General features: G+C 54.1%; 18 protein-coding genes. 5 read left to right on the top strand and 13 right to left on the bottom strand.

Annotation, left to right across the window (positions count from 1 at the left end; all coding sequences use genetic code 11):
* Positions 1-9: 9 nt before the first annotated feature.
* Genes GM298_RS10370 through GM298_RS10345 form a run of 6 tightly spaced genes read right to left on the bottom strand, consistent with a single transcriptional unit; the run spans position 10 to position 6173 of the window.
* Entirely contained in the window at positions 10-885 is an 876-nt protein-coding gene (locus GM298_RS10370) for an ABC transporter permease (protein WP_095450628.1), read from the bottom strand.
* A 2-nt stretch (positions 886-887) separates the two neighbouring features.
* Positions 888-1829 (bottom strand): ABC transporter permease, encoded by a 942-nt coding sequence (locus GM298_RS10365; protein ID WP_045285101.1) that lies wholly within the window; start codon positions 1827-1829, stop codon positions 888-890.
* 18 nt (positions 1830-1847) lie between these two features.
* A complete protein-coding gene (locus tag GM298_RS10360; RefSeq protein ID WP_025759014.1) occupies positions 1848-3362 on the bottom strand; it encodes an ABC transporter substrate-binding protein in 1515 nt (504 codons plus the stop codon).
* A gap of 2 nt (positions 3363-3364) precedes the next feature.
* The gene (locus GM298_RS10355; RefSeq protein WP_045285100.1) at positions 3365-4447 is read right to left on the bottom strand and encodes an ABC transporter ATP-binding protein; all 1083 of its coding nucleotides are present in this window, start codon (positions 4445-4447) and stop codon (positions 3365-3367) included.
* Positions 4444-5457, bottom strand: a complete 1014-nt coding sequence (locus tag GM298_RS10350; RefSeq protein WP_266154070.1) for an ABC transporter ATP-binding protein — start codon at positions 5455-5457, stop codon at positions 4444-4446. Before GM298_RS10350 ends, GM298_RS10355 begins: the two co-directional genes overlap by 4 nt.
* Entirely contained in the window at positions 5454-6173 is a 720-nt protein-coding gene (locus tag GM298_RS10345; RefSeq protein ID WP_095450626.1) for a FadR/GntR family transcriptional regulator, read from the bottom strand. Before GM298_RS10345 ends, GM298_RS10350 begins: the two co-directional genes overlap by 4 nt.
* Before the next feature lie 798 nt (positions 6174-6971).
* Between GM298_RS10345 and GM298_RS10340 the strand changes: the two genes are divergently transcribed.
* The 5 genes from GM298_RS10340 to GM298_RS10320 all read left to right on the top strand — a co-directional run bounded on the left by GM298_RS10340 (position 6972) and on the right by GM298_RS10320 (position 13937).
* On the top strand, positions 6972-7634 hold the full coding sequence (locus tag GM298_RS10340; protein WP_266154069.1) for a helix-turn-helix transcriptional regulator: 663 nt from the start codon (positions 6972-6974) through the stop codon (positions 7632-7634).
* Between the two features lie 155 nt (positions 7635-7789).
* Complete coding sequence (locus GM298_RS10335) at positions 7790-8425, top strand: hypothetical protein (protein ID WP_262748434.1); 636 nt, start codon at positions 7790-7792, stop codon at positions 8423-8425.
* 262 nt (positions 8426-8687) lie between these two features.
* On the top strand, positions 8688-10937 hold the full coding sequence (locus GM298_RS10330; protein ID WP_025759022.1) for a type I secretion system permease/ATPase: 2250 nt from the start codon (positions 8688-8690) through the stop codon (positions 10935-10937).
* Positions 10934-12211 (top strand): HlyD family type I secretion periplasmic adaptor subunit, encoded by a 1278-nt coding sequence (locus GM298_RS10325; RefSeq protein WP_416347235.1) that lies wholly within the window; start codon positions 10934-10936, stop codon positions 12209-12211. Before GM298_RS10330 ends, GM298_RS10325 begins: the two co-directional genes overlap by 4 nt.
* A gap of 4 nt (positions 12212-12215) precedes the next feature.
* Positions 12216-13937: a TolC family protein gene (locus tag GM298_RS10320; RefSeq protein WP_266154068.1), complete on the top strand. Its 1722-nt coding sequence runs from the start codon at positions 12216-12218 to the stop codon at positions 13935-13937.
* Between the two features lie 73 nt (positions 13938-14010).
* Here the strand turns inward: GM298_RS10320 and GM298_RS10315 are convergent, their stop codons facing one another.
* From GM298_RS10315 to GM298_RS10285, 7 genes are read right to left on the bottom strand one after another with little or no spacing between them, the layout of a single operon-like run.
* Positions 14011-15012, bottom strand: a complete 1002-nt coding sequence (locus GM298_RS10315) for a hypothetical protein (RefSeq protein ID WP_266154067.1) — start codon at positions 15010-15012, stop codon at positions 14011-14013.
* 10 nt (positions 15013-15022) lie between these two features.
* Entirely contained in the window at positions 15023-15955 is a 933-nt protein-coding gene (locus tag GM298_RS10310; protein WP_266154066.1) for an ACP S-malonyltransferase, read from the bottom strand.
* A gap of 10 nt (positions 15956-15965) precedes the next feature.
* Positions 15966-17354, bottom strand: coding sequence for a hypothetical protein (locus GM298_RS10305; RefSeq protein ID WP_262748439.1), 1389 nt, complete (start codon positions 17352-17354; stop codon positions 15966-15968).
* Positions 17351-18139, bottom strand: coding sequence for an outer membrane lipoprotein-sorting protein (locus tag GM298_RS10300; protein WP_025759029.1), 789 nt, complete (start codon positions 18137-18139; stop codon positions 17351-17353). Before GM298_RS10300 ends, GM298_RS10305 begins: the two co-directional genes overlap by 4 nt.
* Positions 18140-18148: 9 nt before the next feature.
* Positions 18149-19459, bottom strand: coding sequence for an ABC transporter permease (locus tag GM298_RS10295; RefSeq protein ID WP_025759030.1), 1311 nt, complete (start codon positions 19457-19459; stop codon positions 18149-18151).
* On the bottom strand, positions 19460-20107 hold the full coding sequence (locus GM298_RS10290; protein WP_025759031.1) for a hypothetical protein: 648 nt from the start codon (positions 20105-20107) through the stop codon (positions 19460-19462).
* Positions 20091-20798, bottom strand: coding sequence for an ABC transporter ATP-binding protein (locus tag GM298_RS10285; RefSeq protein WP_025759033.1), 708 nt, complete (start codon positions 20796-20798; stop codon positions 20091-20093). Before GM298_RS10285 ends, GM298_RS10290 begins: the two co-directional genes overlap by 17 nt.
* Between the last annotated feature and the right edge of the window lie 8 nt (positions 20799-20806).

Genomic DNA, 20806 nt, shown 5'->3' with positions numbered 1-20806 from the left:
CATGACTCCTTAGTCATGGCGCGGATCGAGCGCATCGCGCAGCCCGTCGCCGAGTAAATTAAAGCCCTGCACGGCGAGGAAAATCGCCACGCCGGGGAAAATGGACATCCACGGCGCCTGCTCAAGAAACCCTTTCGCGGTGTTGAGCATCGAGCCCCAGGACGGGTTGGGCGGCTGCTGCCCCAGCCCTAAAAACGACAGGCTGGCTTCGGCGATAATCGCCGAGGCAATAGCCAGCGTGGCCTGGACCAGGATCGGCGACATCACGTTGGGCAGGACGTATTTGATGATGATCCAGCGATCCGGCAGGCCAATCGCCCGCGCGCCGTCGATGTACTCTTCGTTGCGAATGGCGATCACCTGGCCGCGCGTCAGGCGGGCGAAGATCGGCATGGCGGAAAGGCCGATGGCGATCATCGCGTTGGTGAGACTCGGGCCTAAAAACGCCCCGAGCGCGATCGCCATGATCAGGAACGGGCAGGCCAGCAGTGCCTCGATAACGCGCGAGATCACCCCGTCCCACATCTTCTGGAAGTAACCTGCCACCAGCCCCAGCGGCACGCCGATGACCACCGCGATAACCACCGACATGCAGCCCGCCATCAGCGAGGTGCGCGCCCCCCAGATAATGCGGGATAAGATGTCGCGCCCCAGCTCGTCGGTGCCGAACCAGTACATCGCCGACGGCGCTTTGCGCACCGCCAGGAAGTTAGCCTTGACCGGATCGAACGGGGCTACCCATGGCGCCAGCAGCGCCACCAGCACAAAGAAACCCACTATCACTGCGCCAGCCACTGCGCTCTTGTTCGCGAGGAATTTCTTCAGCACCCGGCTCTGCGCGCGCGGCAGCGCAGGCGCAACGGTTTGTGTCGTCAGTTCCGCCATCGTTAACCTCGCATTTTCGGGTTGATAAGGACGTAGAGCACGTCGGCCAGCAGGTTCAGCAGCAGGAAGCCGATCGCCACGATCAACACCACGCCCTGCACCACCGCGTAGTCACGGTTAAACACCGAGTCGACGATCATCTTGCCGAAACCCGGAATGGTGAAGACCTGCTCGGTCAATACCGCGCCGCCCAGCAGCTCGCCGAACAGCAGCGTAGTAAGCGTGATCACCGGCACCAGCGCGTTGCGAAACGCGTGCTTTAAGATCACCGCTTTCGGCAATAGCCCTTTTGCCCGCGCGGTGCGGATGTAATCCGCTTTCAGGACCGCAATCATCGACGCGCGGGTATGGCGCATCAGCGTCGCCGCCAGACCGGTTCCGAGCACGGCTGCCGGCAGCAGCAGCGTACGCAGGTTCTGGATCGGATCTTCACTGAACGGCACGTAGCCTGAGGCGGGCAGCCACTGCAGGTTCACCGAAAAGACCAGAATCAGCAGGATCCCCAGCCAGAAGTGCGGTATTGAGATCCCGGAGATCGCCACAAAGTTCGCTCCGTGATCGACCCAGCTGTTTTTGTACACTGCGGCGAGGATCCCCATGCTGATGCCAAACACCAGCGCAACAATCATCGCCAGCAGCGACAGCTCCAGCGTGACCGGCAGCTTGCTGGCAATTAACTGCGTCACCGGCTCGTGGGTGCGCAAGGAGACACCCAGATCCCCCTGCAGCGCGCGCGTCAGCCAGTGGAAATACTGCACCGGGATCGGGGCATCGAGATTCAGCTCCGCACGCAGCTGGGCGATGACCGCCGGATCGCGCTCCTCCCCGGCCATGGCGATCAGCGGGTCGCCGGGCAGCAGCTTTTGCAGCCCGAAGACCATCATGCTCACCAGCAACAGCGTCGGGATGGCCAGCAGCAGACGTTTGCAAATCAGTTCCAGCATGGGCTCTCCTCAGGACGTTTATTTCGCCAGCGTTAAGCCAGCCAGACGCACTATGCCGTCCGGATACGGTTTAAAGCCCTGCACTTTCTTGTTCAGGCCAAAAATGCGCGGCTCGAAGTAGAGCCAGGCAATCGGCATGTCGGTTTGCAGCTGCTTCACCACCTTGTCGTACAGCGGCTGACGAACGGCTTTGTCGTTGCTGAGACGCGCCTGGGTCAGCCACTCATCGACCTGGGCGTTGCTGTAGCGACCGTCGTTCAGGGTGCCTTTGCTGTGAATAAACCCGTAGATGCTGCCGTCCGGATCCGGGCGACCCGACCAGCCGGAGAAGCTCAGCTGATAATCACCGCTCTGCTGGCGATCCAGCAGCGTGGCGAATTCGGTCATCTGCAGGTTCAGGTTAAAGCCCGCCTCAGCGACCATCGCCTGCAGCACCTGACCGACCTGCTGCGAGGTTGGGTTGTTCGGCACCAGCAGGTTGACGGTCAGCGGCGTGGTGACGCCTGCCGCTTTCAGCAGCGCTTTGGCTTTATCGACATCGCGCGGTGGCACCGGCAGGTTGACGTGATACGGGCTCACCGTCGAAAACGGCTGGTTGGCTGGCGTATACAGCCCTTCAAAGACTACCTGGTTTAGCGCATCGCGGTCGATGGCCTGAGAAAACGCCTCACGCACGCGGGCGTCCCTGAACGGATCGTTCGCCGGCACCTTGCCGTTATTGATGTTGAAGGTAATGCCCTGATAGCCCAGACCGGTCACTTTTGCCAGCGCCAGCTTGCTGTCGGCTTCGACGGTTTTGACATCGCTGGCGGCAATCCCTTCGGTCAGGTCGAGATCGCCCGCACGCAGGTTCGCCAGGCGCACGGAGGCATCCGGGATCGGCAGATAGATAATTTTGTCGAAGTGGTAGGCATCTTTGTTCCAGTAATTGTCGAAACGCGTAAGAACGATGCGGTCCTGGGACACGCGGCTGTCGAATTTATACGGGCCGGAACAGACGGGATGGGCGGCAAAATCCGGTTTTTTCGCCGCGTCGGGGGCCATCATCGCGCCCGCGCGGTCGGTGAGCTGCATCAGCAGCGCGGCGTCTGGCGTTTTCAGGTGCAGGGCAATCTGCATCGGGCCTGTGACCTCAACGGACTCCACGGAGGAAATCTCGCTTTTACGCAGGGAGCCTTTTAAGGTCAGGGCGCGGTCGAGGTTGTATTTTGCGGCGGCCGCATCGAATTTCTCACCGTCGTGGAAGGTGACGCCCTCGCGCAAATTCAGGGTCAGGGTTTTGCCGTCGTCGCTCCAGGCCCAGTCTTTCGCCAGACCAGGCACGACCTTCAGATTTTCATCCACGTCCACCAGCCTGTCGCACAGGGAGGCAAACACGAAGCGGCCATAGTAGGTGCGCGCCAGATGCGGGTCGAGCATGTCCGGGTCAGCCCCCAGCCCCACACGCAGCACGCTTTCAGAATGGGCGGGCAGCGCCGCGCCAAGCAACATAACACTTCCCAGTACGGTCAAAAGAGAATTACGCATTGTCATTATCATGAGTTCCTTGAAGGAAGGGAGGAGTGAGTGGCCGCGTGTTCAAACAGCGCGCGGCGGCGCAGAAAAGCAGCGGATGGCGGTGCAATCTGGATAACACTGCGATCGCGATTAATTTCCTGCCAGCGATGACAGGCCACCTGACGTCCACCGTCCAGGAGTTGGTTAATGGGTTCAACCTGGCGGCATTCGTCAGTGACGTACGGGCAACGCGTATGGAAGCGACAGCCGGTCGGCGGGTTGGCCGGGTTCGGCAAATCTCCCTGCAACAGCGGGGCGTCACGTTCCGCGCCGGGCTGCATCTGCGGCGCCGAGGCGATCAGCGCCTGGGTATAAGGGTGCAGCGGTGCGTCAAAAATCTCATCGACGGTGGCAAGCTCGACAATTTGCCCGAGGTACATGACCGCCACGCGATCGCTCATATGGCGGATAACCGCCAGACCGTGGGCGACGATCACCATCGTCAGCCCCAGCTGGTGCTTCAGACTTTCCAGCAAATTTACCACCTGGGCCTGCACAGATACATCCAGCGCGGAGACGGGTTCATCACCCAGCAGCAGTTTGGGTCCCGACGCCAGCGCGCGCGCAATGCCAATGCGCTGACGCTGCCCGCCAGAAAACTCGTGCGGATAACGTCCGGCCCAGGCGGCAGGCAGGCCAACGGTCTTCAGCAGTTCAGCTACGCGGTACTGGCGGTCGGCTTTTTTCATGTTCTGGTGCAGCCACAGCGGCTCGCCAACGATCTGCTCCACCGTCATGCGCGGGTTGAGCGAGGCAAAGGGATCCTGAAAGATAATTTGCAGCTCGCGCCGGAGCTGGTTGAGGCGCGCACCCGAGGCATGCGTGATCTCCTCCCCCTGGTAAAACACGCGCCCTTCGCTGGCGGCCAGCAGACGCAGCAGCAGACGACCGAGGGTGGATTTCCCGGACCCCGACTCCCCGACAATCGCCAGCGTTTCGCCCGGCATCACGGCCAGCGACACGCGGTCGACCGCCGTCACAAACCGGGCCGGGGTAAAGAGTTTTTTAGGGCCAGGGAACAGCTTGCTGAGATCGCGGGCTTCAAGGATCGGCGTGGTCATGCGGTCTCTCCCAGGGCAATGTGGTGTTCAAGCGGTACGCGGAAGCAGGCGACCTGATGGCCGGCCCCCTGCGCAGTGAGCGGTGGTTTTTCAGCATGGCAGCGCGCCTGCGCAAACGGACAACGAGTGGCAAAACGGCAGCCCTTCGGCATGAATTCCGCCAGCGGCACCGATCCGGGAATCGTGGAAAGCGGGCCTTTACGTGCGCCCAGAGAGGGAATCGACCCCATCAGGCCGATGGTGTACGGGTGCTGCGGGTCGGCAAAGATGGCCTCCACGCTTCCCTGCTCCACCACCTGCCCGGCATACATCACCGCCACCTGCTGGGCGACCTCTGCCACCACGCCTAAATCGTGAGTGATCATCAGCACCGCCGTGCCGGTCTCTTCTTTGAGGGTGTTCAGCAAGGCGAGAATTTGCGCCTGGATCGTTACGTCGAGGGCGGTGGTCGGTTCATCGGCAATCAGCAGTTTCGGGTGGTTAATCAGCGCCATCGCAATCATCACTCGCTGGCGCATGCCACCGGAAAGCTGGTGGGGGTACGCCTTCAGCCTCATCTCTGCGGCCGGGATCTGCACCTTCTCAAGGATCTGCAGCGCGACCTTCATCGCCTCTGCTCGCGAGACGCTCTGATGGCGCATGACCGCTTCGCTCAGCTGATCCCCCAGCGTAAATGCCGGATTAAGCGAGGTCATTGGCTCCTGGAAAATCATCGCCAGCTCGCTGCCGCGCAGGTCGGCATATTCCCGCGGTGAAAGCTTGCGCAGATCGTGACGGCGAAAATGCATCTCCCCGCTGACGATCCGGGCGCTGGCAGGCAACAGGCCCATCAGCGCTAATGAGGTGATACTTTTCCCGCAGCCTGACTCCCCCACCAGCGCCAGGGTTTCGCCCGCTTTAACCGTCAGTGAAATATCCTCCAGCACGCTCACCGGCGAGCCGGCGAACCTGACATTCAGATTGCGTACGCGCAGAACAGGCGTGGGATCGTTAAATGGGATCGTCGTCATAGCGTGAAGTCGTCCTCAAGGTGGATCGCATGGATCAGGGCGGTTTGCAGGCTGAGCAGGTGTTCGCGCATGGCGGCCGCGGCCTCATTTGGCTGGCGATGGATAATCGCAGCCATGATCTTGTGATGGTGGTCGTTATAACTGTCGACGCGTTCGGGGGTGCGGGCTAATTCGCGCAGGTGCTGCCAGCCCGGTTCACGTCTGACGGCATCTATGGCATCAAACAGGCCGAGCATCAGGCGGTTACCCGCGGCCTCCGCAATGGCGCGGTGAAAGGCGCTGTCCCACAGTTCGTTGAGATCGCGGTCATCCGGGCTGACCTTATCAATGCGTTCCAGCATGCGCTGCATCAGCGCGAGGTTTTCCCTGGTGGCACGCAGTGCCGCAAGCCGGGCTAAGCCGGGTTCGAGCTGCAGGCGAGCTTCCATCACTTCCAGAAGGTTGGTTTGCTGAACCAATCCCTGAAGGGCCAGCGGTTCGACAGGGGCAGAAGGACCGATAAAGGTGCCTTTGCCCTGCTTACGCCAGATGCGCCCCTCTTCTTCCAGCACATCCAGCGCACGACGCACTTCACGGCGTCCTACGCCGAGCGTCTCCGACAGCTCACGTTCCGTGGGCAGTGGAGTGCCTGGTGTTGACTCATGCTGGTTGATTAGCCCACGCAGTTGCTCAAGCGCGGTGCTGGAATTTGCCAGAAACCGTGACGGTTTTTCCATATTGGTTCGCTCGCTTTCATCATTGTTTTATTTTTATTAACGATAAGTTATTGATATGACGTGCTACTTACCGTGCTAATGATTAAGCAATAAACGAACCAATTGTGCATTGGTTCAAATACTTGACGTGATATGAAGAGCAACCTGCTCATTATTAAAGAGATCTCAGGCACATCAGACACGCGTGGGGCGTTATGCCAGAGCGCATTCTGCACGCCACCTGCACAATAATAGTGCAAACAACGCACCAAAAACGATCAATTGTTAACATAATGCACCAATATTGTTTACACTTTGTTAACTTGAGATTATGTTACCGGCTATTTGCTTAGGGAACCCGGCGAATAACATCCAGGATAATGACGGCGAAACGATCGGATATTATCCAATAACATGTCATATAAATAAGACAATGACTTTCCCGGCAAGCGCTTTTTACTATTTCATGCGTCAACCACAATTACTTTAGTTAATAAACTAAAGTCATTTTCCATCTATATTTATCGGTTTCCACCCCGCTAGTCTGATAATTAAAAAAGGCCATTAAAAGTTAACTAAAATACAACAATTACAACATTTCAAAACACAGTAAACACATCTCACTCTCATTTAAGAAATTCCCTAACCAATTGTTTTAATGGCATTTAAATCTTAATAAGAACTCTGCACCCTCACTTCAGACTATTTAATTAAGAATAATGCCTGGTGCATCATATGATTATTCCTAAAGAACGACGGCGTCGGTAAGACCCTCGTCAATGTTATTATCGTAAGACATCATTGCGTGTGAGGTATAATATGTACAGTGCCACTAACAACCCCATTTATTTATCTCATACTGACGGACAACCGGTTTGTCATACTCCAGCCATGCATTGTTATGGCTGTGAAAAGAAATGCCGCTTTAATACCCTGGAACGTGGCCCAAGCCATGACTGTCACGGACTGGAATATGCTATATGGCCTGATAATAATACTTTTTTAGTTGAGGGTATCCGCCACCATTTTGGTGAGGTAAGTGACAAATACGTTTCGCAGCCGGTGGTAATCATCGACTTCAGCTACAAAAACATTAATTATTTTTTATCCGATAACTGGTTAGATCAGTTCAAAAACATGAGATTAATTCTTGTCACCGATAAAAAGATGACGGCAATTGCGCATTACTGGTTCTATAACGACACGTTAGAAACCACCATCAGCTCCGTTATCTTTTATGACGATACCGCAGAAGAAGTCGCGGCGAAACTGAAAAAAACATTCCTGGCGAAAACGATTAAGCCGACAGGTAACCGACCCAAACTGAGTCAGAATGAATACAACCTGTTTTCATTCCTCTTTAATGGCTGGTCACCAAAGAAAATCGCCTACAGGAACGGCACCAGTGTGAAAAACACCTATGCCATGAAGAACAGGATTGAACGCAAACTGGGCGTGTCTATCACGCGTCTTGCAAGCTAGCGTAAACACCGCGAATACGCTCTGTCGATAATTCCTGGACGAACAGAGCGTAATCTTACTGTGACGCGTATTTTTCCGTAATGCAAGATTAATCTGATTGTTGATATATTACGTAATATTTACATATTTTATATGGACGCGTAGCGTTTCATCACATGGATATAATTACTATTAAACCTATTAATCACGACAACATCACTATGCGCTGTTATGGGTGTATTCATAAATGCGCCTATGCTTCCATTCGTACCGCAAAGCATGATGAATGCTGCGGAACAGAATTTTATATCTGGCCTGAAAATAACGCATTTCTGATAGAAGGAGTTTTACAGTACTTCACTGAAATTAATACAAAAATAATTTCACAACCCATTGTTGTCATAGACTTCAATTACAAAAATATTAATTACTTCTTATCAAACAATTGGTTAGCTCAGTTCAAAAACACACGTTTAATTCTGATCGCTGATAAAAAAATGGCGGCTATTGCGCACTACTGGTTCTACAACGACACGACAGATACGATCATCAGCACGGTCATCTTTCATGATGATATGTCCGAAGACATTAAAATGAAGGTCAGCCAGTCATTTATGGGTAAAATTATACGCCCGTCAGAAAAACGAGCCAAACTGAGTGCGAATGAATATGCATTATTTGCTGAATTGTATAAAGGGCAATTACCTAAAAAGATCGCCATGAAAAATGCCACGAATGTCAAAAACATTTACGCGATGAAAATAAGGATAGAAACAAAGCTGGGCGTCCCCATTTCACGGCTCGCCAGTTAACCCATCACGCGTATAAAAAAGAATGGCGAAACAGCAGCATAACAAATTGTACGTAGAGTATTCTTAAAGGGACAGTTACTTTTCTTTATTGTGTATCAGAGGGGTAACCCCCTACACTAAGCTATTACCAGAGCTTGTATTTTCAGCATAATCCATCCGCGTCACCCGCTGTATTTACGGATGCCCCCGGTCTTTTTTAAATACACTATTCTTTACTTTTTAAATCTAAGTGAGGAACGCAACTACAGGTCTGAATTCGAAAATGAATACACATTTCTCCACGGTAAAAATTAATTCAGAGCACGCTCTTAATGATATTGACGCCCCTGAAAAAGATTCTCTTCTGTGGGGTGTTGAATGGCTTTGTAGACATCATGCGAAGTATGCCAGCAAAGAGGTGCTGTACGCTGGCCTGCCAAAAAGCGACAAGCTCGAGCCTGAAATGGCGCTGCGTATGCTTGAGCAGATGGGCATATCCGCAGGGTGGGTAAAGCGCGATCTTAATTCCCTTTCCTCCTGGCTGTTCCCTTTGCTTATTGCCCGCAAGGACGGGACATACTGCATGCTTACCGCGCGCAATGGAAAGCGCGGGCAACACACTTACCAGATAATCGTGCCTGAAAACGAAGGGACGCTGGTGCTTGATGAGGCGGAACTCCACGCGGGTTATGGCGGTTTCGCCCTTGTCACGACGCCAAAACCTACGCTTGATGCACGCGCCGAGGACCAGCTGTTACCGAAAGCCCAGGATGAAGGTCACTGGCTCTATTCGACGCTGTGGCGTTACCGGCATTATTTCTACAGCGCGGCGCTGGCGGCATTGCTGGCAAATATTCTTACGCTGGCCGGCACCTTCTTCACCATGAACGTGTATGACCGCGTGATCCCCACCCAGGCATACGTCACCCTCTGGTCGCTGGCCATTGGCGTGGTCATTGCGATTATCTTTGAATTTGCCAGCCGGCAAATCCGCGCATATTTGATCGACATCGCCGGTAAAAAAGCCGATCTGATCCTCGGAGCAAAGCTGTTTCGCCAGGTGATGTCGATGCGCATGGAGTACAAGCCGCAATCCTCGGGAACCTTCGCTAACCAGTTACGCGATTTTGAAGCCGTGCGCGACTTTATTACCTCTGCGACCCTCGCCACGCTGTCTGATCTGCCGTTCTGTCTGCTGTTCATGTTCATCATCTACATGATTGGCGGCCCACTGGCCGTTGTACCGCTGGTCGCGATGCCGCTCATTTTGATTGTCAGCGTCATTATCCAGTGGCCGCTGGGTCGCTATATGGAAGAAAACGTCCGGGAAATTTCGCTTAAGCAGGGTCTGCTTATTGAGAGCATCGAAGGGCTTGAGGCGTTAAAAGCCGCCCAGGGGGAAGGGGTCATGCAAAAGCGCTGGGATGACTTCAGCGCACTGGCGGCAGCGTCCTCCATGAAAACCCGCTATCTCTCAATGCTGACCACCAACTTTGTCTCGTTTGTGCAGCAAATTACCACCGTCTGCATCGTGGTGCTTGGCGTCTATTTAATCCACGCCGGGGAACTGACGATGGGGGCCATGATTGGGGTGGTGATCTTGTCCAGCCGTTCGCTTGCGCCCCTGGCTTCTGTGGTCGGGCTGGCGTTGCGTTATCAGCACGCCAAAACCGCGCTGAAATCCCTGAACCAGCTGATGGAAACGCCGACCGAGCGCGACGCGCTCATCAATTATCTGCCGACGCCCAATTTCACCGGCAGCCTGCGTCTGAAAAAGGTGGGGTTCACCTACCCGGTACCGGGAATGATGGTGGCGCCACGCATTCTGGACAACATCAATATCAACATCGAAGCCGGGGAGCAGGTGGCCATTCTGGGCAAAATCGGCAGCGGTAAGTCTACTCTGCTGCGCGTCATGGCTCGCCTGTACCAGCAGAGCAGCGGACAGCTTTTCATTGATGGTGTGGATGCAACCCAGGTAGATCCCGCGGACTGGCGCGCCGCGGTGGGCTACGTCGGGCAGGACTGCCGTCTGTTTTACGGCACCCTGCGCCATAACATCGTCATAGGTAACCCGGGCGTGAGCACGGAAGAATTTCTGCGGGTGGTGCGTCTGACCGGGCTTGATCACGTGGCGGCCCGACATCCGTTGGGTTTTGACATGCCTATCGGCGAAATGGGCAATTGCCTTTCCGGTGGCCAAAAACAGCTTGTCGCCCTCGCCCGCTGCCTGTTGCTGCGGCCAAAGATTTTGCTGATGGATGAACCTACCAGCTCCATGGATGCGATGACGGAAACCCTGTTCCTTCGCCGGTTAAAAGAGGCGACGCAGGGACAAACGCTGGTCATTGTGACCCACCGCATGTCGGTGCTGAGCCTGGTGGAGCGTCTGATCGTCATGGAAGACGGGCATGTCGTGAAAGACGGACCAAAAGATCAGGTGATGGCCAGCCTGAATGAGAATGTACTGAAGAAAAAACAAGCAATGCATTCAGTCGAAGAGAAGCAACAGAAACAAGGTGTGAATGGATGATGAACGAGGACGCTACGCAGAAGAGAGCCGGCACCGGGCTGGCATTGCCCCCCACACAGCCAACGGGGAAAGTGAAAGCAGACGATCTGAAATTCATGCACGACCTGCAGGGAGCCCTGATCGCGCAGAAAACCCCTTTCAGCATGATCATGCTCTACACCATCACGCTGGTGGTGGTGGTGGCGCTGGTGTGGGCGCATTTCGCCCGGGTTGAGGAGATTACCCGTGGCGACGGGAAAGTGATCCCCGCCAGCCGTGAGCAGCTGATTCAGAGCCTGGAAGGCGGCATTCTCGAAGAGTTGAATGTGCAGGAAGGCGACATTGTCGAGAAAGGACAGGTTCTGCTGAAAATTGACCCGACTCGCGCCGCGGCCAGCTATGGGGAATCTTTGTCGAAAGTGCAGGGGCTGAAAGGCAGCATTGCCCGCCTCAGGGCGGAAGCCTACGACACGCCACTGACCTTCCCGCCGGATATCGCCGGGATTGAGTCTATCGTGCGTGATGAGACTCAGGCCTATAACGCACGCCTGAAGACCCTGAATGAGAGCGTAGAGGCTTTAAAACGGAGCCTGTCGCTGGCACAAAACGAAGTCAGTTTGTCAGAGCCGCTGGCGCGCAGAGGGCTGATGTCGGATGTCGAAATCCTGCGCCTTAAGCGCCAGGCAAACGAATTTAGCCTGCAGATCGCCGAGCGGACTAACCGCTTTCGTTCCGATGCCAACAGCGAGCTGAACCGTCTGGAATCTGAACTGGCGCAGGCGGAAGAGATTCTGCGCGGGCGCCAGGACGTGATGAACCGTACCACCGTGGTGGCTCCCGTGCGCGGCACCGTTAACAACATCCGGGTGACCACGCGCGGCGGCGTCATTCAACAGGGGGCGGAGATCATGACCATCATTCCGCTGGAAGATAACCTGCTGGTTGAAGCCAAAATCAAACCCTCTGATGTGGCCTTTATCCATCCTGGCCTGCCCGCCACGGTAAAAATTACCGCCTACGACTATGCCATCTATGGCGGATTAAACGGTGTCGTCGAACACCTCAGTTCAGACACGTTGATCGATGAAGAGAAAGCCCGTCAGGGGCGTGGGGATTCCACCTATTACCGGGTGTTCGTCCGCACCGACCGGGCCGCGTTACAGGTAAAAGACAAGTCGTTCCCGATCATACCGGGAATGGTGGCAAACGTAGAAATCAGAACGGGGGAGAAGACCATTTTGTCTTACATCCTCAAACCGATACTGAAAGCGCGCGAAGCCTTCAGGGAGAGATAATTTTATGGTTAAGGCACGTAAAGAGCGTCGTTGGGCAAGGGTTGCAACCGCAGTTGCCCTCTGCTTGCCCTGCTCTTCTTTTGTCATTCCGCTGCACGCGGCTGACATTGCGCAGGCTAAAAGCAGCCTGGCGTCATTGCCGCCAATGCGCACGCAGTCACAGCTCAACCGGGAACCGCAGCCTGTGACGAGGACAACGTCGCAGGGTACGACATCGCAGACATCATTGCCCGCTATGCGTACCCAGTCACAATACGCCAGCACGCAAAAAGCGGTACCGGTGCCATCCACTGCTCGCCCTGCGCGTTACGCTTCTGCAACGCCAGACCGGGAGTTTGCCCCCGCCTCGCCAACGCCAGCGGCAAGCCGGGCAGCGCTGAAGAAAAACGCAGACTTCTTCCCGCCCGTCACCGAGTACTACAAACCGGACCCGGCGTACGCCGGGGTGCGTCAGGAGGGAGATGCGCGGCACGCCATCAGCGGCAGGTCGCAGAGCTACCTTGCCGGCAGTCAGGATTCGCTTGTCTTCCTGCGAAGCATGGTGGCCAGAGCGCTGGCGTATAGCCCGGAATTGCGGGCGGCATCAGCAGAGGTGATGGCTTCAGATTACATGGTCGATCAGGTTAAAGGTCAGCGCCTGCCACAGGTACGTCTGGGCGTGACCTCGCCGCTGTCGACCGTGGGCGGCGATCGTCAGTCGTCCTCCAACAATAGCCATATCAGCGACTCCAGCGGCACGGTCTCCGTCAATACACCGATTATTGACTGGGGAAGGATCAGCAACCAGGTGGACAACTCTCTGGAAACGGCAAAAGCAGCCCGTTATTCAAAAGAGTATTCCCGCGAACAGCTGGCCTATAACACCGTGTCTGAACTGATGAATATGGGGCGCTACCAGCGCAGTAAGGTTGTGGCGAAACAGTATGTCGGCCGCATGAAAGAGCTGGTCACCATGCTGTCGCAAATTACTCAGGCGGACCGCGGAAGAGAGAGTGAACTGGTACAGGCAAAAGCAAAACTGATGTCGGCCCAGGCGAGTCTCGATAACATTGAGCATCAGCTGAGCGCCAGCAAAATCAAACTGGTGCGCCTGCTGGGGAGCGAGCCTGAATTACCGGAAGGCATAAGCTGGCACGACACGGTCATTCCGGCCTCGGTGGCCCTTTCGGCGCTGGATAAAAACCCGATGATGCTGAACCTGCAGTCCAAAGTACGGGCGGCAGAGTATGAGGCAGAAAGCATTAAATCCTCGGCTCTGCCACAGGTGAACTGGGTCATCTCCAAAAGCACCGCCAAAGACAGCAACGGTAACGAGGCCGGGTGGTATACCGGTTTAAACGTCGAGTGGGAAGCGTTTAGCGGCGGCTCTCAGCGTGCCGCCGAGATGTCGGCGCGCGCGAAAGCCAATATGGCGCAGCAGCAATATGAAGTGAGTTACAAAGATCTGGAGTATCAGATCAACTATCAGATCCAGGTCCGTGACTCCTCCTTCCTGCGCGCCGATGATTACGATCGTCTGTCAGGTGAAACGGATCGGGTTCGCCGCATGTTCTACGAACAGTGGTACCACCTGGGCAAACGCACTTTGCTCGACGTGCTGACGGCAGAAAACGATCATTTTAATAATCAGCTTTCTGCCATTAACAACCGCTACGACGGCTATATTTCCAACATTAACGTCATTGCCAGCGCATCCATGCTGCTGTCTTGGATGAAAATGAGCTAAGCGAAACGGGCGTAGTAAAAAGCCAGACCGTCAGCAATGACGGTCTGGCTTTTTTATTCCGGCAATAAGGTCATTACCAGAGGGAGTTCTCTTTGCTGATCTCCGCCCAGCGCAGATACATATCGCTCGACATCATAAAGTCGGTATGCCATTTCCACCAGGTATGCAGCGTGTAATACACCAGACACGGCAGATAACAGAGCAGGAAATAGACCTCAAACCAGACCTGCCATCCCGAAAGCGTAAGCAGCACACCGATAACAGCCGACCAGAGACATTCAACCCCCACCAGCATCGCCAGCCTTAACCACAGGGGTTTCTCAGACAGCGTCCGCCACGGGATTGACGGGGAGAAATAGAGGTCAATCTCGTTAAGGAACAGATGGCCAAGAAAAACATAGCGTCGGGTAAAGCGTAAGAACAGCAGGTTGATTGCCAGCACCACCACGCAGAGCACCACCATGGTAATGATGGCGGTTAAGGTGAAGTAGCGTCCATAGAGGTCAAACTGCTCGCTGTTGCGTAACGGACTTATCGTCAGGAGATTCAACACCACGCTCATAATGACAGCGACGGCCACATACTGTGAAAGCCGTGTGTACTTGACTTTGTCTCTGGCGGATTCAATGACCTGCAGCGTATAGATATAGCGCAGTGCGGCAAACATTCCCCAGATAAGCAGCGGCGCAACGAGGGCCAGAATCAGTAACACCATCCCCGGCTGAGCCAGCGCAAGGAGGAGCGCGATGATACCTGCAAACATCAGGGTAGCGATGAGCAACACAACAAACGGTTCAAAAATGAACGCCTTTATCTTCGGGCTTTTTTTGCCGATAAAAAACGATAAATCAATATTCTTGATGGCGCATTTATAGGCCCAGAAGGCCTTAAGATCGGCAATAAAGCTGTACAGGATCAGCGCGAAAATACCGCTCGCTACCCAGGCATCTTGCCGGGAAAAAGAGAAACCGGCATTTTTCCAGTAAAAAGCCAGCAGGATAAACGTCACGATATAGATAAAAAGAACGTTTCTTTTATCCTGAAAACGGATGAAGGTTAAATAATCAGGAATCATAGCTCGGCCATCACATCTCTAAAGCTTTTCTGCAGTGCAGGACACGTTCGGAAGAGAAACCGGCAAAATCATTCAGCATCTGTCCCAGATAAGGCTTGTTGCTCATCTCCAGGAACAGCGGTTGTTCTGGATGATGGATCAACCTGGCCATGGAATCAGCCCATTTCACCGTATGCGTCAGATGCAGGGAGAGGTTTTCTTTGATGATGTCCGGTGCCGTTTCTATTCTGGCTGTCACGTTCATCAGCACGTCATAAGCCGGCGAGGTGAAGGGCTGTCCCGCCAGGAAATCCCGCATCAGCGGCACGCCCTCAGCCATTAAACGGGTATGCCAGGCTCCGCTGACGCCGAGCTTGATGGGTTCATAGCCTTCGTCCGCCAGCACTCTGGCAAAATCACTCAGCGCAGACGGCGTTCCGCCAATCACCTGCTGACGCGGTGTGTTGTCGCAGCTGATATCCAGCGCGATCCCGCTGCGGGTGATGATGTCACTGAGGGTGGCAAAATCGGCCCCCTTCAGCGCCAGCATCGCGCCTTTATGTTTTTTACTCACCGCATCCATGGTGCTGGCACGAAAATGCAGCGTACGGAACAGGGTCTCAAGCGAAATTGCGCCTGCCGCGTACAGCGCGCTGTATTCGCCAACGCTATGGCCGCAGGCGCCCACGACGCGGAGCGCCGGGAAGCGCTCGCGGCAGAGGCTGTACAGCGATATGTTGATCGCCGTAACGGCCAGCTGTTGTACCGTGGTCTGGATCAGCCTGTTCATCGGCCCTTTGAGGCAGAGTCGGCGCAGATCGAGACCCGACACATCGCTGGCACAATCCCAGATCTGTTTCGTCGTTGCATTCAGATCCCACAGATCGCTGCCCATACCAATCACCGGGTTTCCCTGGCCGGAAAACAGCAGCACCACAGGCTGCGATGGATTATCACGCGTCATAGTCATTTCCTTATAAGTAATACTTAAAGCCAACATAGCCACCGGCGACATCGCCGAAGAAGGCAAACTCAGAATTTGCGCTACCCAGCGCGGAATAGACGCCGGTATACGCTTCCAGCTGGTCATCGATAAAGGTCAGCGGTGCGCTGATGTGGAGTCCCGCCATGGTGCTTTTATCCATCAGGTTGAGGATAAAATAGGGTTGCAATGCAATCTGATGGGTGAACTGCACGCTGGACCAGGCGTTAAGATAGTGTTTCCCCTGCAGCATGCCTTTATTGCCCGTATTGCTTATCTCGGAAGCCATCAGGTACTTATAGGAATCAAATGCCCTGTCGAGCGGCGCATAGCCTGTCGGGGTATTTAAGAAGGTCATCAGCTCACGCTGTTTGCGCCATTCCGAGCGGGAATACCCTTCGCTCTGGTAATAATATTCCAGGCCGAAAACATTAAAGGTATCAGAGGTATATTGCCCGCCAACGGCCAGCTCTACGCCATTTTTGTCCCCGGCGTCATACAGCGAGGAAGGAAAGGCATAGTTCTGGACTTCGGCACTTTTCTCCTCAGAGAGATGACGCCAGCGCTGCTCCCGGTGCCAGGCCATCTCGGCATTCAGGGTAAGCTGTGGGGTGTAGTGATAGCTGTCAGAGACGGCAATCGACTGCGACTCACCCAGCAGGATGCGCATTCCCGGCGTATGGTGACGGAAGGCATGTGAGGTATAGCTCAACAGCCAGGTCTCGCTGCTGTTGCCACGCTGGTTCGCGGACCAGTTGCCGGAGGTCAGGTAGTCTTTACCGATCGTCGCCAGCTTCGGAATCACGGTCAGCGAGAGCGACTCCTCCCGGTTATCCATTGACAGCGTCGCGGCCCAGGACGAGGACTGATACGCCGTGCGAAGCGCGGGATCGTAAAGCCGCGTCGGTTTGAACCCGGCGTAGTAATGCGGGGTCAGATCGGACGGTGAACGCAGGAAAAAGAGCCCTGGCTTCGCCTGAAGTTTTCCCACTTCAAGCTGCACGCTGTCTGACACGGCGTAAACCAGTCTCAGACGTTCAATCAGCAGTTGAGAGCGGCTGTCGTCCTCTTCAAATGCCCCCAGCTTACGCGGGGAGTACCAGGTCAGCCCGTAGAGGGATAAGTCCAGTTCCAGCGCATTATCAACAACGGCGCACCGGCTGGTGAGATTCACACCGGCGTCATTGTAGATATTGTGTCTGGTATACGGGTTTCGGCCAGCAATTCGCCAGTCTGAGATTTGCTTTTTGACCAGCGACACCTGCTCATACAGCGTGACCGTGCTGTTTTTAGCCACGTCGGAGCCGGACAGGCAGTCCGCCAGTACGCTCACCGGCAGAGCGGAAAGGGCCAGGGTTAACCCCATGAGTGTGCGTTTCAATTGACACCTCGCTGAATAGACTCGCGAGTAAAGTGGGATTCCGGCAAGGATTCCAGGCGAACATCGCTGTACTCCATCACGGAATAGCTTTTACCGTGACGGGCCTCCTGGACGATAATTTTCATCGGACGCATCTTCCCTAATACCATTTGAAAATCCTGATACAGCACGTCTTTAATCAATTTATTATCCAGAGAGTAATACGACGCTTTATAAGGACGGTTCTCCCCCTCTTTTTCGACGTAATAGATAACTTTTGGCCAGGTGACGTCATCCGTTTTGCGCACTAACGCCAGCTTATAGCACTGCGTTTCGCCGCACGGCTCTTCACCCAGCAGGGTGGCGTGGTAGGCATACTCAAAATTGGTCACAATGACGTCGCCATTGGAAATTTGTCCCACCAGACGCTGCTGGCGCGAAACGGGAACCGGGCGACGAAGTTCCGGGGTGTAGAACCAAAGATCGTACCAGTCAGAGAGCAGCACTTTGCCCTTGTCGCGCGGGGGATAAATAAACCGTGCCAGCGAACGGGCGTCGGCTTTCATTTCCCCTTCGGGTTTCATAAAGCGCATGGAAATATCCAGTATCTGCTTATTGTCAGGTTGAGACGCTCCCGACTTATATTCATAAATGGTCAGGGTGTAGCGAAAAGGTTTATTCGGAGAACGCACCTCATCGGCACGGCGAATAATCTCTGAGGCTTTGTTATCCACCGGGGCTGAAAACGCCCCCGCGGAAAACAGGCCCAGACAAAAGAGCAGTTTTATGATGACAACGCGTTTCATATCGCTTCCTTACGAAAATTTAAAAGCATCTGAAATATTCAGCCGTGACGCACGTAATGCGGGCAGCACAGAGGCACCGGTGGCGGCCAGGATCGGTAATACCAGGGTTATCCAGATAAGCGCGACGCTGTTGGTTTTAATAAATGCCGTATAGCCCAGCGTTTGTCCCGGTGACGGCGGCATCGCAATACCGTAAAGATTGATGGCGGAGGCAATGGCATAACCTGTCGCCAGACTGCCAACGGCGCCGATAATGCCAATAAAAATCCCCTCCAGTAAAAACAGCCTTGTAACGTGCAGCGGTTTCAGGCCAATCGCCCTGAGGGTGGTTATTTCCCGGGTACGTTCAATAATGTTCATGGTCATCGAATTGCCGATCATAAAGATCACGATCAACCCGACGATGAGCTTAATGAAGAAATAGATCCCGGATAATAAGCCTTCCACTTGCTGATAAAAGATCGACGTCTCTTTCCAGTCTTTTACCATCAGCGGTAAATGATGCTTCGTAATAAACTGGCGCAGTTTGGCGCTGAACAGGGCGGTATCATCGTCCTTCAGCAGTATTAATACCTTGCTGACGCTGTTGGTCCCCATGATGCGCTGCGCGGTATCAAGCGGGATTTTCATTGCCACATCATCGTAATCCTTAATACCGGACTCAAAGATGCCGCGAAGCTTCATCGATAACGCGCCCTGCCCACCCTCGGTATTCACCACCAGCACATCCAGCCAGTCGTCATAGCGGGCATTAAGCGTTTTCGCCAGCCCACTGCCCAGCGTGATTTCGTCCGTACGCACCCGGGACAGATCGCTACCGGAAATTAATTTATCAAACGATCCCAGCTTTAAGGCAGGCAGAGGCTCCACACCCAGTGCGGAAAAATAACTGGACGTTTCGCTTTCATACTGCGAAATCACCCCGGTAAATTCCAGCTGACCGGATAGCGTCGAAATATGCGGTGCGAGATCGCGATCGTTGAGAATCGCTTTTTTCAGGGCTGCATAATCTGCAATCAGGCTTTTATTCTTATTCGACGTCTGGAAGTAATTTTCATTATAAATTTGCACATGCCCAATATTGGTTCGAATCGTTTGCTCTTTCAAAATCCAGAAAGAGTAATCGATAAACCCGCCATACAGAAAAATCGACACGCCACCGAGCATAATCGCGGCAATGGTGGAATACGATCGTCTTTTGTGGCGAAAGAGGTTTAAAAAAGCAAACTTCACGTCCCGCGAGCGGAATAATACGCACCAGAGGACAAAAATCAGAATCAGGACAACAACACTATTCGCTAACACCATAACCCCGGACATTTAGTTCCCTTTCACCAGCGGTAACAAGACCTCTGTCACTTCGTTGATATCCCACTCTGGCGCATCGCCAGAAGCCAGCGCTAATGCTGAGTTGGCGTTGCGCAATTCAATGTGTGCCAGTAGCGCTTCTGCCTCAGCGGTACGTTTACAGCTCAGCAGCGCGCGATAGCGCATTTCGTCAATGTGCTTCATCAACCCGGCATTAAATACTTCAGGGCTTTTCGCCATCAGTTCCGTATCTTTTAACGTCACCACACAGCGTCCAATATCCGCTGACAGGTAAGCGTCGACACGGGCGCGCATGTAGCGCACCAGCAGATTGCCCTCATTAAGATCTACCGCTTCATCAAGGTAGAAAAAGCCCGTTTTGCCGTATTCAGACGCCCGAATCAGGTCATTCGTTTTGAGGGAATGCTCTGCCTGGCGCAGCATGCCGTAGGCATAAAAAACCAGCGACAGCGCGTTATCATTGGCCTTGTATTCGGTAAACAACGCACGGGTGATATCGGCAAGCTTTTCCGCCTGCGCCGGGAAGCCACTTTTTATCACCTGCTCAGCCACGGGGGCCGCTGCGGCTTTAACGCTCCCGGCATAGGCCATGCAGATCAGCAGCCAGCAGAGAATGAAAAAATTACGATTGTGAATCATGAACTAACACTCCGTCCTTAATTTCAACGACACGCCGCGCGCGCTCTTTCAGCTGGCTTGAGTGCGTCGAAATAATGAAAGTGGTACGCGTCTCCCGGTTGATTTTCAGCAGCAGATCCAGGATGGCTTCACCGGTCACCAGATCGAGGTTCCCGGTCGGCTCATCGGCAATCACCACCTGAGGGTCATGCGCCAGCGCACGGGCGATAGCCACGCGCTGCTGCTGTCCACCCGAAAGCTGGCCCGGCTTACGATCGGTATATCCCATCAGCCCGACGCTCTCGATAAAATACAGCGCCCGCTCTTTCGCCTCTTTTTTGCTGGTATGACCGTTTAATACCAGCGGGAAAAAAACGTTATCAAAGACGCTCAATACGGGTATCAAGTTAAAAAACTGAAATATGAATCCCAGATGCTTGCCGCGAATCTCCGATAATTGTTCTTCCGGTAAATTATTGAGTAACTTTCTCAGAAACATCACCGAGCCAAAGCTGGGCTTATCAATCCCCGACAGGATATTTAACAGCGTACTTTTGCCGCTGCCGGAAGGGCCGCACAGGGCCAAAAATTCGCCTTTCTCTATTTCAAGATTGATATTTTTCAGGGCATCGACTTTGCCTTCGCCCGAGCCATAACTCTTATAAATATTGTTCAGCGATAGCATTGGGAGTTCTTTAATTATTCCGCTCATGGGTTGCC

Source organism: Enterobacter sp. HSTU-ASh6, assembly GCF_026319105.1.
In the GTDB taxonomy this organism is placed as follows: Bacteria; Pseudomonadota; Gammaproteobacteria; order Enterobacterales; family Enterobacteriaceae; genus Enterobacter; species Enterobacter sichuanensis.
This window is presented reverse-complemented; position numbering and strand designations above follow the sequence as displayed.